At 35.1% G+C, this 16,656-nt stretch carries 15 protein-coding genes; all 15 read left to right on the top strand.

All coding sequences use genetic code 11. The features are described 5' to 3' along the window. The first annotated feature begins 74 nt into the window (after positions 1-74). The 15 genes from NQ540_RS05885 to NQ540_RS05815 all read left to right on the top strand — a co-directional run bounded on the left by NQ540_RS05885 (position 75) and on the right by NQ540_RS05815 (position 16,638). Complete coding sequence (locus tag NQ540_RS05885; RefSeq protein WP_005605804.1) at positions 75-1,034, top strand: sugar-binding transcriptional regulator; 960 nt, start codon at positions 75-77, stop codon at positions 1,032-1,034. Beyond that, on the top strand, positions 1,007-2,578 hold the full coding sequence (lsrK, locus tag NQ540_RS05880; RefSeq protein ID WP_005605802.1) for an autoinducer-2 kinase: 1,572 nt from the start codon (positions 1,007-1,009) through the stop codon (positions 2,576-2,578). Before NQ540_RS05885 ends, lsrK begins: the two co-directional genes overlap by 28 nt. Positions 2,579-2,593: 15 nt before the next feature. Further along, entirely contained in the window at positions 2,594-2,950 is a 357-nt protein-coding gene (locus NQ540_RS05875; protein WP_005605801.1) for a cupin domain-containing protein, read from the top strand. 81 nt (positions 2,951-3,031) lie between these two features. After that, entirely contained in the window at positions 3,032-3,868 is an 837-nt protein-coding gene (rhaD, locus tag NQ540_RS05870) for a rhamnulose-1-phosphate aldolase (RefSeq protein ID WP_049554416.1), read from the top strand. Positions 3,869-4,144: 276 nt separating this feature from the next. Then, positions 4,145-6,097, top strand: coding sequence for a BglG family transcription antiterminator (locus NQ540_RS05865; protein WP_005605798.1), 1,953 nt, complete (start codon positions 4,145-4,147; stop codon positions 6,095-6,097). Continuing rightward, positions 6,087-6,551, top strand: coding sequence for a PTS sugar transporter subunit IIA (locus tag NQ540_RS05860; protein ID WP_005605796.1), 465 nt, complete (start codon positions 6,087-6,089; stop codon positions 6,549-6,551). Before NQ540_RS05865 ends, NQ540_RS05860 begins: the two co-directional genes overlap by 11 nt. A gap of 98 nt (positions 6,552-6,649) precedes the next feature. Then, entirely contained in the window at positions 6,650-7,975 is a 1,326-nt protein-coding gene (locus tag NQ540_RS05855; protein WP_005605794.1) for a PTS galactitol transporter subunit IIC, read from the top strand. An 11-nt stretch (positions 7,976-7,986) separates the two neighbouring features. Then, the gene (locus NQ540_RS05850; RefSeq protein ID WP_005605792.1) at positions 7,987-8,271 is read left to right on the top strand and encodes a PTS sugar transporter subunit IIB; all 285 of its coding nucleotides are present in this window, start codon (positions 7,987-7,989) and stop codon (positions 8,269-8,271) included. Between the two features lie 2 nt (positions 8,272-8,273). Next, positions 8,274-9,098 (top strand): class II fructose-bisphosphate aldolase, encoded by an 825-nt coding sequence (locus NQ540_RS05845; protein WP_005605791.1) that lies wholly within the window; start codon positions 8,274-8,276, stop codon positions 9,096-9,098. Between the two features lie 15 nt (positions 9,099-9,113). After that, positions 9,114-9,803 carry a triose-phosphate isomerase gene (locus NQ540_RS05840; RefSeq protein ID WP_005605788.1) on the top strand — a complete coding sequence of 230 codons (690 nt, stop codon included), beginning with the start codon at positions 9,114-9,116 and terminating at the stop codon, positions 9,801-9,803. Positions 9,804-9,805: 2 nt separating this feature from the next. After that, the gene (locus NQ540_RS05835; RefSeq protein ID WP_005605786.1) at positions 9,806-10,327 is read left to right on the top strand and encodes a YjbQ family protein; all 522 of its coding nucleotides are present in this window, start codon (positions 9,806-9,808) and stop codon (positions 10,325-10,327) included. Between the two features lie 428 nt (positions 10,328-10,755). Then, a complete protein-coding gene (gene kduI, locus NQ540_RS05830) occupies positions 10,756-11,586 on the top strand; it encodes a 5-dehydro-4-deoxy-D-glucuronate isomerase (RefSeq protein WP_005605784.1) in 831 nt (276 codons plus the stop codon). A gap of 15 nt (positions 11,587-11,601) precedes the next feature. Continuing rightward, positions 11,602-12,399: a gluconate 5-dehydrogenase gene (locus NQ540_RS05825; RefSeq protein WP_005605782.1), complete on the top strand. Its 798-nt coding sequence runs from the start codon at positions 11,602-11,604 to the stop codon at positions 12,397-12,399. Between the two features lie 101 nt (positions 12,400-12,500). After that, positions 12,501-13,190 (top strand): GntR family transcriptional regulator, encoded by a 690-nt coding sequence (locus NQ540_RS05820; RefSeq protein WP_005605781.1) that lies wholly within the window; start codon positions 12,501-12,503, stop codon positions 13,188-13,190. A 133-nt stretch (positions 13,191-13,323) separates the two neighbouring features. Beyond that, on the top strand, positions 13,324-16,638 hold the full coding sequence (locus tag NQ540_RS05815) for a polysaccharide lyase family 8 super-sandwich domain-containing protein (protein WP_169304263.1): 3,315 nt from the start codon (positions 13,324-13,326) through the stop codon (positions 16,636-16,638). Positions 16,639-16,656 lie beyond the last annotated feature (18 nt).

Raw genomic sequence — 16,656 nt, 5'->3', positions numbered from 1 at the left:
AGTGTTATTTCCCTAATTCTTTTGGGTAGTGTATACTTTATTCAGTTAAGATTTTCGTAAAGAGGGTAAATAAAATGGATTTTTCTGAAAAAGATAAACGTTATAAAGATTCATTACTTTATAAGGTTGCATGGCTCTATTATATTGATGGTTTGACTCAAAAAGAGATTGCAGATCGTCTTTCTGTCAGTCGAATTAAAATCATCAAAATGTTAGAAGAGTCACGTCAAAAGAAAATTGTTCGTTTCCACTTTTCGACAGTCTATCGGGATAAAAACAAGATTGAACAACAGTTAATAGAAAAATACAATTTAAAAGATGTCTTTGTTGTGCCATGGAGTAGCAATGAAAACTTAGCGGAAGATTTAGGACAAGCTACGGCCATGTATCTGAATGATTTAATTAAAGATGATGCATTCGTTGGAGTTGGTTATGGTGAAACAATGGGAGCCTTCCTCAGACATTTATCAGGTTTGACGGATAAAAATCTATCTGTCATCTCCATGACTGGTGGAGTAATGCCCTATATCAGACAGATTGGAAATGGAATCATTGATATTAAACACTATTTAATTCCTGCTCCATTAGTTGTAGGTAGTAAAGAATTAACGGAAGCAATTTTGAAAGAAAAATCAGTATCCGATATTGTCGAAATGACGGAGAAAATCAATGTAGTTGTTTCTAGTTTAGGTGGAATGCAAGAACATTCGACCATACTGAAATCAGGTCTTCTCACACCTGAGAAGTTTGAAAGCTTAAAGAGTAAAGGTGCAGTTGGAGATATGCTAATGCACTTTATGGATGAGGATGGCAATCTCGTTGATGATGAGATTGAAGACAGAATCATCAGTACCAAGCTAGATAAACTTAAAAATTATGATTATATCATTGTTGCAGCTGGAGGAGACGCTAAACTTCCAATTATTCATACTGCTATTACACATGGTTTTGTTAATGTATTAATTACGGATGAAAACACAGCAGAGCTTCTATTAGGAGACTGCACATGGAAGAAAGAAGAGAATACTTATTAGCGCTCGATGGAGGCACAGGGAGTTTTAGAGCTATTTTATTCCAAAAAGACGGTGTGCAAAAGGCCATTGAGCAAATTGAATGGGAACATCCTGTATACGATGAATACCCAGGAAGTGTAGGTTTTGATTTTGAAAAAAACTGGGAGATTATCCAGCGCTGTATTCGAAATCTAATAGAAAAAAATAATATTACTCCTGAAGATATTAAAGGAATCTCAACAGATTCAATGAGAGAAGGGTTCATTCTTTATGATGAAAATCAAAAGGAATTAATTGGTTTTTCTAACATCGATGCTAGAGCCAAAGAAGAAGTAATTTCATTAAAGAGGGAACATCCTACATTAGAAATGGAAATCTATCTTGAAACGGGCGAAACATTTGCATTGAGTGCAGTTCCACGTTTGCTTTGGGTTCAAAAAAACAAGCCAGATCTTTACCAAAAGGCTAAATATATGAACATGATAAACGATTGGATTGTATTCAAATTAACTGGAAAAATCGTTTCAGAGCCAAGTAATTCTTCTACTAGCGGATTATTTGACCTAGCTAAACGCGAATGGTTACCGGAAGTAGCGAAGAAATGTGGCTTAAAGGATGATATATTCCCACCTGTCTATGAAAGTGGCGTTCCAGTAGGAAATGTAAGTGCTGAAGCTGCTCGTCAAACTGGCCTTTCAGAATCAACGATCGTAGTTTGCGGTGGTGGAGACTCTCAACTAGGTTGTATTGGGGTTGGATCCATTAAACCAAATCAAGCTGCCCTTTTTGGAGGAAGTTTTTGGCAATATGAATTCAATACCGATAAACCTTATGTGGATGACAGAGGTAGAATTCGAGTAAATTGCCATTCGGTTCCTTCTGTGTGGCAACAAGAAGCAATTGCTTGGAGTTCCGGTCTCGTGATGAGATGGTTTAGGGATGCGTTTTTAGACTTAGATGTGGAACTAGCTAAACAATTAGGAACTTCTGTGTATGCGCTTATGGATCAAAAAGCGAAAGAAATTCCTATTGGATGTTATGGAATGCATTCGATTTTTGCGGATGTCATGAACTTTAGAAATTTGAAGCACGCGAGCCCAACATTCACAAACTTTTCAATTGACCCTTTAAAATTTAATAAAGCAACCTTTTATAAGTCCATCATGGAAAATGCTGGTTTGATTACATTAGGTCACTTGAAAATGGTTGAAGAAATCACTGGAAATAAACCAGATGAAATTTTCTTCGCTGGTGGCTCCGCTTATAGTGAGTTATGGTCACAAACAATCGCAGATATTTTAGGTATCAGAGTGATTACTCCAAAAGAAAAAGAAGCGACAGCACTAGGTGCTGCGTTTCTAGCGGGGATTGGTAGTGGCGTTTACGATAATTTGGAAGAAACAACCCAATATGTTCAAATTGACAAAGTTTACGAACCGGATATGGATAATCATCGTAAATATTTAGAGATTTTTAATGATTGGCAAGTGCTTTATAAAGAGTTGCTAAATATTTCAGATAAGGGGTTAACAGATTATATGTGGATTGCCCCAGGTTCTGAATAATAAAGGAGTGATTGTATGTTTGTATTAGATGAAAAAGAGAAAGATTATCGTTTTGGTGATAGTGGGCCAAAGTACTTAATGAAAGGGCCACGTTCCAATTTTGCAGTAGTAAGATTTAATCCGGGACAAGATTTTCCAGCGCATTATCATGAAATTATGGAAGAAAATTTCTATGTTCTTGAAGGGAAAATTGATATTTATGTTGATGATGCAAAAGTCACTTTATCTAAAGGAGAGTTTATTCATATTGAACCAAATGAAGTTCATTATGTAAAAAATCCTTATGATGAACCAATTGTCATGGTATCGACATTGGCACCTTTCCAAGAAGTGGATAAGATTGAAGCACCTGATTTCAAGCCTGAAGATTAAATAGAGCCCCCTGATGAATGATTCACAGGGGGTATTGTAATTATAATTTTTAATTTTTTATAGAAATGAAAGGAGATTTGTATGACATACCCAGACTATATTTATGAACTCTGCCATGTGACATATGACATGTGGAATAAGGGGTGGGATGAATACAATGGTGGTAATGTAAGTTATCGTCTCACAAAAGAGGAAGCCAGTTCGATTGAAGCAGACCTTGAAGGAACCTCGTACACTTATTACACTGAAAATAGAAAAGAAGTGGAAGTGCTTGATGTCCCTGAGCACGTACAAGGAGAATATCTCTTAATCACCGCTTCAGGAAGTCACTTCAGAACATTGTGTTTACAACCTCATGAGGACACTGGAATCATTCAATTGACTCCAAAAGGGTACCGAGTAGTAGCAGGATTCGTGACGGGAAAACGTCCAACCAGTGAAATCTTCATGCATATACTCGCTCATGCTGCGCGTCTAAAAGTGGATTCCAATCACCGTGTTGTGATTCATAATCATGCGACCAATATTGTTATTTACTCATTATTAGATGAAGTAACGAGTGAATCATTAACGCTTGATTTATGGTCCGTATTAACAGAATCTATCGTTGTATTCCACGACGGAATCGCTGTGTTGCCTTGGGAAGTCCCAGGAACTCAGTTAATCGGAGACGATACAGCGCGTGAACTGGAGACTCATCGTCTTGTTGTCTGGGCTAAACATGGGGTTCTTTCAACCGGAAAAGATTACCAAGACTGCTTTGGTCTCATTGAAACAGCCGATAAAGCAGCACATATTGCCTTAGAACTAAAACGTGTCAGCGGAAAGAGCATCCACGAAAACAATGTTCTTTCTAAGGCAGACTTGAAGAAAGTTTGTGATGTTTTAGGAGTAGAAGGCAAATATTTAAATGATTAAGAAACTTCATTTTTTATTAGAAAAGAGATAGACATAGTTCTATCTCTTATTTTTTATAAAGTCTAGTATAAAATCCGAAATATTCCCATTAATACCTAAATTAAATCTAATTATGGTTGCTATATGTTAATGAAAATATAAAAAATAGAGATAAAAATATAACTAGTTCCACATTAATCTGGAACTAGAACGAATAAAAATAATTGTAGGCATATCATATACTAGAAGTGTGATAAAACGCTTGCAGTAGAAATAAATTGATTAGGGAGTGAACGCATGAATGCAAGACAAATTTTCCTATTAGAATTTTTGCTTAAACAAAATGAGTATCTCTCAGCAAACCAATTATCTGAAAAGTACGGAGTTTCTACGAAAACTGTTTATCAAGATATTGACAAAATAAATTACTTTTTAGAAGAAGGAGCATTGAACAGCAGAATTATTAAAGTTCCAAGAAAAGGAATCAAGTTATCTGCTGATGAAGAAAGAAAAAGGATTCATGCTTTTCTTTTGGAGAATAAATTTGAATCTGGGGCAGAAAATTATTCACCAGAGTATAGAGAATTAGAGATTATTAAAAGGTTATTTATTAATCAAGATAAATTAGATATCTATGAGTTTGCTGAAGAAATGTACGTTACAGAATCAACTGTTCATAGAGATATTGATAAATTAGAGAATAATTTAGGAGAGTTTGATTTGAAAATCCGAATCAAACATGATCGTTTTTATGTAGATGGTGATGAATGGAGTATTAGAAAAGCATTACATTCTTATATAACTCAAAATCCAACAATCCGTAGTGAAGAAGGGTTAGAAGGATTTTTTACAAAAGGCGATGTTGAAAAATGTAGAGAGGCTATTGATAGATTATCTCAAAAGTATCATCACCAATTTTCAGATGATTATTCATGGTTATTACTTACAGAATGTCTAGTTTTTAAAAAGAGAACTGATCAAAATAATTACTTAACGAAAAGAACAAGTAACTTGATAAATGATCTTAACCACTTAGAAGTTTATTTCTTTTCTGGAGAATTGTTGGAGAACATTATTGATAAGCCTTTTTCAGAAATTTCTCCTTATGAGATTGAAGCAATGGCGTATAGTTTGCTTGCTTACGGGTTTAGTATACAATCAGCTGATTATATTCAAAATATTGAGGAGCAGGTAAATGAATTAATCGAAAAAGTATCTAGTTTACTTAGTCTTGACTTAACTAAAGACAAACATTTGAAATTGATGTTATCAAACCACATTTCAAAAATGATTTTCAGATTACGAAATCAAATTTACATTACAAATCCGGCTATAGAGGAAATAAAAAAACAATATTCTAGTTTGTTTAATGTCATTTGGATCGCTATTCGAGACTTGGGTAAATACTATGAAATCAATATTCCTAACGAAGAGTTGGCATTTATCGTAATTCATTTTCAATTGGCAATTGAAAAAATACTAAAACCTTTGAATGTCGGTGTTATCTGTCAAAATGGTATCGCAACTTCAGAATTAATCATGAGTAAGCTCCACAAGATTTTTGATGCAGATGCAAAGATTTCAAATATTAGTGTACGAGAAATCGATTTTTATGATTTAAGCAATATCGATTTAATTATTTCTACAATTTCGCTTCCAGATATAACGATTCCTGTGATTGAGGTTAGCCCAATTCTTACAAAAGGGGAAATTGAATCTATAAGAAGTTTCTACACTGATCATATGACTGATAATTACACATTAATGCGAACAAGTTTAGATGGTAGAAAGTTTAACATGGAGTCATTACAAACATTAATTAAGACACCTAAATTAGTTCATGTATCTGTGAAAAATAAAAAAGAATGTATTGAGAAAATGATTGATGAATGCGACCTGTCTAATCGAAGAATTCAAGGGTTTAAAGAGTCAATTCTTGAAAGAGAAACGTTAGGTAGTACAAGTGTATACACAGGAGTTGCTTTACCTCACTGTGATCCAAGATTTGTTAATCAGTCTGAATTAATATTTATGACATTAGATAAGCCGATTAATTGGGGTAAAAATAATGTTAAATTAATCATCCTTATTGCCGTTGCAGAAAATGATATTCCGATTTTTAAAGATAGTTTAATCGCATTATATTCTGTGATTGAAAATCAAGAATTAATGAATGAATTGGTGTTCATGAATAATGGTGATGAAATTAAGGAAAGACTATTAAAGGAGGTGAGCCAAAATGCTAAATGAGGAAGTCTTTGAAATGAATGTTCCAAACATGAAAACGAAAGAAGAAGCGTTAAGCTATTTGGCTGATAAATTAATCAGTAAAGGAATTGTAAAAGAATCTTATAAACAAGCAATTATTGATAGAGAGCATGTTTTTCCAACAGGATTGCAATTTGAAGCGTATGGAATTGCTATCCCACATACAGATATAGAACATGTGAATAAAGAGCAAATAGCGTTAATGACATTGAAAGATGCTGTTTCTTTTTATCAGATGGGAACAAATGATGTTGAAGTTCCAGTGAGAGTAATTTTTATGCTAGCGCTGAAAGAAGCACACAGTCAATTGACGATGCTTCAACAACTGATGGAAGTCTTACAGGATAAAGACATAATGGAAAGAATCTTGAGCATGGATGAGAATACACCTAACTCAGAGATTAAAGAAGTATTAGCATTAAAAAATATTAAATAATTAAATGGTTTAGTAATAGGAGAGGAGGACAGAAAGTTACTAAATCATCAGTATCAGACTGATATTCTGATTATTTTATACATTAGGAGGAATTTATAATGTTAGAATTATTTCAAAAATTTATTGATTTAGGAGCCATTGTTGTTCTACCAATTTTAATTTTTATTTTTGGTATGGCTCTTGGAACAAAACCTAAAAAAGCCTTTGTATCAGGTATTATTGTTGGGGTTGGTTTTGTAGGATTAAATATGGTAGTCGATTTGCTAGGAGGTAGCTTAGGACCTGCTGCCCAAGCAATGGTTGAACGTTTTGGCTTGAACTTAACAACAATCGACGTTGGTTGGCCAGCCGCTGCAGCAATTTCCTATGGTACATTGTTAGGTTCGCTTGCTATTCCAATTGGTATCGGTATTAACATTTTACTTTTATTCTTAGGGTTAACAAAAACATTGATGGTTGATATGTGGAATTTCTGGCATGCAGCCTTTGTTGCTTCACTAGTTTACGCAGTTACACAAGATTTCACATTGGGTTTATATGCAACTGCTACTTATTTAGTAATGATTTACTTATTAGCAGATCTTATTGCACCAGCAATCAAAAAATTCTATGGATTTCCTAATATTACATTCCCACACGGAACTTCAGCACCTGGATTCCTAGTTGCGATTCCTTTGAACTGGTTATTTGACCGTATTCCTGGATTTAACAAAATTGAAGCTAACCCAGAAAGTATCCAAAAGAAATTTGGTGTGTTTGGTGAAAGTACAGTTTTAGGCTTATTAATTGGTATTGCAATGGGTCTTTTAGCTGGTTATGATGCAAAAGGAGTTCTTCAATTAGGTGTTAAAATGTCTGCTGTAATGGTTCTTATGCCACGTATGGTGTCTCTATTAATGGAAGGTTTAACGCCAATCTCAGAAGCTGCTAACGAATTCGTTCAAAAACGTTTCCCAGGTCGTGAAGTAAATATTGGTATGGACTCAGCATTGTCAGTAGGACATCCAGCAGTATTATCAAGTTCATTACTTTTAGTACCAATTACAATTTTACTTGCAGTCATTTTGCCTGGAAACCAAACATTACCATTTGGTGACCTTGCAACAATCCCATTCGTAGTCTGCTTAATGGCAGCTGTATTTAAAGGAAATATTGTTCGTACAGTTGTCGGTGGAGCGATTTATATGACAAGTATTTTCTATATTACATCATGGGTTGCGCCTCTTGTTACGCAAGCAGCAAAAGCAGCTAACTTTGATTTAGGTGGAAATACAAGTATTACAGCGCTAGCAGAAGGTGGGTTATGGCCAACTTGGTTATTTGTCTTTGCTGGGCAAACAGCCCCATGGATTATTTTAACAGTTGTATTAGTTGGATCATTAGCTGGTCTATTCTATGTTAATAAAGTTCGAGTTGCAAAATAGGAGTGAATATTATGAAAAAATTATTAGTTATGTGTGGTTCTGGTATTGCGACATCTACTGTTGTTGTTGGTAAAGTAAAACAGTGGTTGAAGGATAATGGGTACGAAGATAAAGTGCAAGTATTCCAATCTAAAGTATCAGAAGAAGTAAATAGACTTGATGAATATGACGTAGTTATTTCTACAACAGTAGTTCCTGATTCTGTAAAAGATAAAGTGATTATGGGATTGCCATTACTTACAGGCATGGGAATTGATTCTCTATGGAATGAATTGAAACAAGCATTGGAGGCTTAATCATGAAAGCAAGAATGAGAGATGTACTGGGTAAAGCGAAAAAGGAACATTATGCAGTTCCAGCAGCTAATATGATTGATTGGAATTGTGCTAAAGCATATTCTGAGACTAGTGAAAAATTAGAATTACCATTAATTTTAGCATTTGCACAAGTACATTCTCAATATTTAAGTTTAGAAGACGCAGCTGCAATTGGACGTTATTTCCAAGAAGTAACAAATACTCCGGTTGTGTTGCATCTCGATCATGGTCAAGATTTTGAATTCATTAAACGTGCTATTGAACTTGGATTTAATTCAGTCATGATTGATGCTTCATTAGATACATTTGAGGAAAATGTTCGTAAATCGAAAGAAGTTGTCGAATACGCACATCAATTTGGTGTAGATGTAGAAGCTGAAATTGGATTTGTTGGAGCAAATGCTGCTTCGAATAATGAAGAGGTGAAATCCATTTATACGAGTGTTGAAGATGCTAAGAAATTTGTTGAAGAAACGAATGTAGATTCATTAGCTGTTTCTATTGGTACTTCTCATGGGTTGTATAAAGGTACTCCAAAATTAAACTTTGAACGGTTAGAAGAGTTGAATGAAGCACTTACTATTCCTTTGGTATTGCATGGCGGGTCAGGTTCTGGAGATGATAACCTCAATCGTTGTGCTACACATGGTATTTCAAAGATTAACATTTATAGTGATTTTATATACTCTGGTGCCAAAGCAGTTGCTGATGGATATGTAGAAAACTATATTGATATTGTGAATTTATCAAGAAAGGGTATGGAAAATACTCTTGAACATTATTACAAAGTATTTGAAACCAAATAAATTAGGAGGAGAAATATGAAAATTGTAAAAAGCAAATTCTTTATCTTCAATCCCAAATCATATTTATTTGGTGATGAATTACTAGAGTTAGCTAAAGAAGCGGACCATTTAGCAGAGGTTTATCCTGAAATTAGTATTTTTGTGACTTGCCCATATGCAGATATTAGTAGAGTTGCGAGTGAAACAAAAAATATTATTGTAACGGCTCAACATTTAGATGGAATTGATTGCGGTAGGGGAATGGGAGCTGTATTACCAGCATCGTTATATAATGCTGGTGCAAGAGCCACTTTCTTAAACCACGCCGAACATCCATTAACAACATCACAAGTAGTGGCGTCCGTAAATAAAGCAAAAGAACTAGGAATGATTACAGTTCTATGTGCGGATTCTATTCAAGAAGCGAGAATGCTTGCAATGTTAGAGCCAACAATTATGCTTTGTGAACCGACAGAGCTTATTGGTACTGGACAAACCAGCGATGATTCTTATATTGTGAAAACGAATGAACAAGTGAAGTCAGTATATCCTAATATTCTTATGATGCAAGGTGCAGGAATTATGAATGAAAAGGATGTCTATCGGACTATTAAATTAGGCGCAGAAGGTACTGGTTGCACAAGTGGTATCGTAAAAGCTGAAAATCCAAAAGAAATGTTGAGATTAATGGTTGAAGCGATTGATCAAGTGATGAATGAGGGTTAATCATGAGTGTATTTCAAAAAGAGTTTAAAGTTGAAACAAAAGAAAAGGCTGTATCCTATGTGGATATTACGCAAAGTGTAAAAGATACTATTTTAGAAAGTGGTATTCAATCGGGAACTTGTACAGTTGTAACAGCACATACGACATGTTCTATTTTCTTTGAAGAAGATACACATGACCGTGATGAAGACGGAGTGGATTTCTTACAATTAGATTTGAATCGAATCTTAGAAAGTATAGTTCCGCCCCATATAAATGCGCAAAGTTACAAGTATCCAGGCGAAGCACACTATAAAGAAGTGGAATCATGGCCTAATCCAGAAGAATGGCTACCAAATGGAAATCGTAGCTACCTTTGGAATGGAGATGCGCATATCAAGGCCACCATTATCGGTGCAAGTGAAACATTAGCAGTAGTGGATGGTCAATTAGGAATTGGTAAAACTGGGTATGTTTATTTTGCCGACTTTGATAAAACACGAAAAAGAACAAGAAAGTATAGAGTCATCGTTTTAGGAGAATAAAGGCATGAAAATAATCATGCAATATATTTTAATTACTTATTAAGAAAATGAATAAAAACGAAAACTAGAATTGCCAAAAACTGGTCGCCATCTATTCATTTTAGGTGCAATAAGATTTTTCTTATTGCACCTTTTTTAAAAATATCAAAAAAAATTTTTGTCACCTCGATTTGTGAAATCGAGAATTTTGAACTGGAATCTAATTCTAATTTATATCTATTTTAATGCGTTTTAGAAGTATGCATTCAACGGCGATATTGTGAAATACTCCGGAAAAACTTTTGAAAAGCATAAGTTTACGTGTTAACACGTTAAGTTTTACTTGAAACTGGTTTCGTTTAGTGTTAGACTGAACGCGAGAGCGCTACCAAAAGAGAAAAAAGATTTGGTAGTAAAAAGCTTTTATGAACCAATTAAGGAGGAGAACTATGGAAACGAGATATACACACAGTCCAGAGGACATCAGACATTACTCTACGGAGCAATTAAGAAAGGAATTCTTAGTTGAGAAAGTATTCGAACCAAATCAAGTGAAGTTGACGTACACTCATAACGACCGCATGATTTTTGGTGGGGTAATGCCAGTTGAAGGGAAATTAACTATTGAATTATCAACAGAGTTAGGCGTGGACTACTTCCTACAAAGACGTGAAATGGGTGTGATTAATATTGGGGGCCCAGGTGTCATTGAAATTGATGGTGTTTCAGAAAATATGGTGAAACAAGATGGATACTACATCGGGAAAGAAACAAAAGAAATTGCTTTCTCAAGTGTTTCTGCTGAAGACCCTGCGAAATTCTACATTGTGTCCGTTCCAGCACATCATAAATATCCAAATAAAAAATTAAGTATTGAAAAAATTGTTCCACTTTGCATGGGTGAATCTAATACATTAAACCAAAGAAAGATTTATCAATATGTTCATCCAAATCAATGCGAAAGCTGCCAATTACAATTAGGGTACACAGTGCTTGAACCAGGTAGCTCTTGGAATACAATGCCATGTCATACGCATGAACGTCGTATGGAAACATACCTCTACTTTGATATGGAACCTGATACAAGAGTCTTCCACTTCATGGGAACTCCGCAAGAAACAAAACACTTAGTGGTTGGAAACGAAGAAGCATGTATTTCACCAAGTTGGTCTATTCACTCAGGTGTGGGAACCTCAAACTACACATTCATCTGGGGAATGGCTGGAGAAAACATCACCTATACCGACATGGATATGGTTCCAATGCAAGATCTTAAATAGTGAGGAGTAAGTAAAATGACAAATGACATGTTTTCATTAAAAGGTAAAGTTGCACTCGTAACAGGTGCAGTATATGGAATCGGGTTTGCGATTGCAGAAGCTTTAGCAAGTGCTGGTGCCACTATCGTATTTAATGATAGAAATGAAAGTGGAGTAGAAAAAGGGCTAGCAAACTATGCGGAAAAGGGTATTAAAGCTTACGGATATGTTTGTGACGTTACGGATGAACCTGGTGTTCAAGAAATGGTGAAAAAAATCGAAGCAGAAGTAGGCGTGATTGATATCTTAGTCAACAATGCTGGAATCATCAAACGAATTCCAATGCATGAAATGGCGGCTGAAGATTTCCGCCAAGTGATCGATGTGGACTTAAATGCGCCATTTATCGTATCAAAAGCCGTTATTCCTTCAATGATTAAAAAGGGTGGCGGTAAAATCATTAACATTTGTTCAATGATGAGTGAATTAGGACGCGAAACCGTTTCGGCTTATGCAGCGGCTAAAGGCGGATTGAAGATGTTAACACGTAATATTGCATCAGAATACGGATGCTACAATATTCAATGTAATGGAATTGGACCTGGTTATATTGCGACACCGCAAACAGCTCCTCTTCGTGAAATTCAACCGGATGGAGAAAGACATCCATTTGATAAATTTATTATCGCAAAAACACCAGCAGAAAGATGGGGAGAAGCAGAAGACTTGAAAGGTCCGGCCATCTTCCTTGCAAGTGGTGCAAGTGACTTTGTAAATGGTCATATCCTCTATGTGGACGGCGGTATTTTAGCGTACATCGGTAAACAACCTTAATTCTAAACGCCCCTTCCCATAGAAGGGGTGTTTATTCTGTTTACTTGAGGAAATTATTTTGTTATGATGGCTTTAAAATAAAAGGACGGAAGTGTTTGTGTGTGCTACCAAAGTATGAAATTATAAAACAAAACATTTTAAAAGAGATTGACGAAGGCAAATTTAAACCCGGATCTAAAATTTATTCCGAAGGTGATTTGAAAAAAATCTATCAGGTTAGTAATACAACAGTCGTTAAAGCATTAAATGATTTAGTGGCTGAAGGGTACTTGATTCGAAGACAAGGTGAAGGGACCTTCGTTCGTAAAAACATGTTGCATCGAAAAGTTAGTTTTAGTGAAAGACTAACGAAGAAATTCAATCCGAAAAAGAATTCGGAACGAGTAGAGACTTCGATACAAATCTGTGAAGATAAACGCGTTTTAAGTCAATTTGAAGGGAAAGCTCCTTTATATGAAATCGTTCAAAGAGCGATGATTGACGATACTTTATGGAAAATTCAAAAGCGTTTTGTTCAAACGACTTTATTAAGTGAAGAGGCAGTTCGTCATATTACTGATGGTGGAAGTGTCTCTAAAGAGTTGGGTATTGAAAATAACTTAGTAAATATGCCTATGAGCATGACGATTGAATTTAAGACAGTGGATATTCTTGAAACAAACGAGCTCCAAACCAATTCGGTAGTGATTGTAAAGAAAACAATCTTTAACAATACAACCAAAGAAGTGATTGAATACTCGGAAAGCTTTATCCATCCTGATTTTTATGAAGTTAATTTGATTGCTGAATAAAATAAGAATCCTCCTAATGTGGGGGATTCTTATTTTTTTTAATTTTTTTAAATAAACCGTTTACAAATTCTAAAAGGAGTGGTAGAATTCATTTATAGGGTTAACACGTTAAGTTAAAAACGGAAGGATGGTCATGATGAAAAAAGTTTGGTCGAGCTGTTTAGTTTTAGCTTTTGCTTTGGTTTCGTCTCTGGGAGTCTCTCAGGGAAATCTTGTATATGCTGAGGATCATAAGGAAACTCAGGCAGAACAAACAGTCAATCTTGTAAAAAATGGAACGTTTGATTCGACCCTCGATACAGGGGAAAAATGGACTGGAAAATCAGCAGTTGATTGGAATACTCCTTGGATTGCTAAAGGAGAAAAAGGAAAGTATAAAATTCAAATTACAGATGAAGCGAATCTTTTAATGGAAGCTGAATCTGAAATGAGAGCGGTAGTAGGACAAGATATTCCAGTTGAACCGAATCAAAAGTATACTTTTTCAGTGAGAATCAAAACAGAAAAATTAGACTCAAAAATTGGTGCTAGAGTTCGCATTATGTCTTATGACAGCAATAACAAACAGCTTTCACCACTTTGGTATAGCAAGAGTTTAGTCGGAGATAACGATTGGACGACGATTACGGAGGAGTTTGTCGCAGGAAGTGAAGCGACAAAAATCCGAGTGGAGTTATTCTTTGAAACAGGAAAAGGAAAAGTTCAATTTGATGATGTGAGCTTGACCAAAAAAAAGGAGAAGAAAGAGACTCAACCGCAAAAGACAAAAGAAATTGATTTTGATGATTCAGTTACTTTAACGACTGACAAACGATGGGTGCTCGATTCCAAATATACGTACAAGATTAAAGACACTTCTGTTGCTACCATTGAAAACGGAGCAATTGTTCCTAAAAAGGCTGGAAGTACTGAATTAGTTGTAAGCGCTCCAGGAAGTAAGGATAAAGTAGTTCCACTGAAAGTGCTTGAACCAAATGCAACCTATGAAAACTTGTTAAAAAAATGGGATGCCATGATTTCTGGGAATGACTTTTACTCGACAGAGAGTAGTTATATGAAAGAAATCTTTAACATTAATGAAAAAGAAGTAGAAGGGTATCTATCTAGTTTCTTAGCAAATGATGAAAAGAAAATTTGGGATGCAGTTGGGGATTACTCTAAATCAGCCAATTTAACGAAGACGTATAGACGTGTGGAACAAATTGCAAAATCAGTTACGAATAAAAACTCAAAATACTATAACGACGACAAAGTTATTCAAGTAGTCAAACATAGCATGAAATTCATGTATGACCATTACTACAATGAAAATACTGAATCTAAAGGAAATTGGTGGGATTATGAAATTGGAGTTCCTCGTGCCATCAACAATATCCTAACGATTATGAATCGTTATTTCAGTAAAGAAGAAATTGCGAAATACTTAAAACCAGTGAGCAAAATGGTTCCAGACCCATCTAAAATCATGGTCAGCCAAAACCGTGGTAAAACAGCTGTTGGTGGGAACCTTTCAGATTTGGGAAAAGTTAAAATCATTGAAGCGCTACTCCTTGAAGATGACGCGAAATTAGAACGCTCAATTCAAGCCGTAAGTAATGTATTAGCATTAGTTTCTGAGGGGGAAGGGTTCTACTATGATGGTTCTTATGTAGATCATACAAATATTGCTTATACAGGGGCATACGGAAATGTATTAATTGATGGATTTTCTCAATTACTCCCTGTTATTCAAGCAAGTCCTTATAAGATTAGTAATGACAAATTAAATGTTCTTTATCACTGGATTCATCAAGGATTCTTACCTTTGATTTATAAGGGTGGGTTGATGGATATGACAAGAGGTCGCTCACTTAGCAGAAAAGTACAAAATGATCACTATGCTGCAGTGGAAGTTTTAAGAGGTATTTTAAGAATTGCCGAAGCAAGTGATCAACAAGAAAAAGCGAAACTTCAAGGACTAGTGAAAGATATCGTTTCTTCCGATGATTTCTACGATACCTTTAAATCATTGAAGTCTTTCTACGATGTTCATCTCTTTGAAAGTCTAATGTCTAATCAGATGGTAGAGGCGACTCCAAGAGATACGTATCTCAAACTCTATCAAGCGATGGACAAAGTGGCTTACTACAATAAAGAACGTGAATTTGCTTTCGGAATTAGCATGTATTCGAACAAGATTCAAAACTACGAATTCATGAATAAAGAAAATGCCAAAGGTTGGTATACAAGTGATGGTGCCTCTTATCTCTACAATGATGATTTAAGTTATTATAGTGATGATTATTGGGCAACCGTTGATCCTTATAAACTAGCAGGGATTACTGAAACGAACGAAGCTAGAGCAAAAGGGTCTGGGATGACAACAATGGATCATTCATTTGTTGGAAGTACAGCGCTAGGTAATAAATACGGAACGGTTGCGATGGACTTCCAAAACTGGAATAAAACACTAACCGCCAAAAAATCATGGTTTATTCTAGGCGATCGAATCGTATTCCTCGGTTCGGATATTAAGAACAGTACGGATAATGAAGCTTATACAGTAGTCGATAACCGTAAAGTTCAAAGAGAATCAAGAAATCGCAGTGCTTCGAAGAATGATTATAGTGTGGTTGCAGACGGAAAAGAAGTTCCTGTTTCAGACGCTGATACCAAAATGCAAGTGAAAGATTTACTCTTAAAATCTAAAAATACGCAAATGAATATTGGATATAAATTCCTAGAACCGACAACTGTTAATGTGAAAAAAGAAAACCGTAAAGGAACTTGGAAGGATATTAATGAAGGACAAAGTGATGAAGAAGTAGAAAATAGCTTCATTTCAATTGTTCAACCACATGATGCTACGAATAATAAATATGCGTATGTCCTCTATCCAAATCGTTCAGCTAAAGAATTTGAAGAGGAAAAGAACAACGATGACATTCAAGTTGTAGAAAATTCTGAAAAAACGCAAGCAGTCTTTGATAAGACGAATCAAATTTACGGAGTTGTAAAATATGATGACTCTGAGTTGACGTTAGAAGATGGTCTCGTATTAAAAGAAAAAGGGATTTATACCATTAAGAAAGAGGGCAATAAACTAGATATTGCATTCTTAAATCCAGAAGATCCTTCAGCAGGCCTACCAGCACTCAACACAGACAAATACGAATTACAAAATTCAACAGAACCTACTGTTGAAAACAAGATTAGATATTACTCGTATTTAGTGAAAAAACAAACAGAAGAAGAAACAACTCAGGAACAAACACAAGAGCAAACACAACAAAGTTCAAGTGAATCAACTACTGAAATTAGAAACACAGAAGATTCAAAAGACTCCAATACAACAAAAGAAGAGACTTTACCTGCCACAGGGGCTAAGAATTTTGAAGTGTATACGTTACTTGGAATTTTATTATTAACAATTTCACTTATTTTTTCAAAAAAACGTTTACAAAAATAAAAAAATAGGGTACAATGA

The organism is Granulicatella adiacens ATCC 49175 (assembly GCF_025150565.1).
In the GTDB taxonomy this organism is placed as follows: domain Bacteria; phylum Bacillota; class Bacilli; order Lactobacillales; family Aerococcaceae; genus Granulicatella; species Granulicatella adiacens.
The sequence above is the reverse complement of the archived record's forward strand: the minus strand, read 5'-3'. Positions and strand labels throughout refer to the sequence as shown.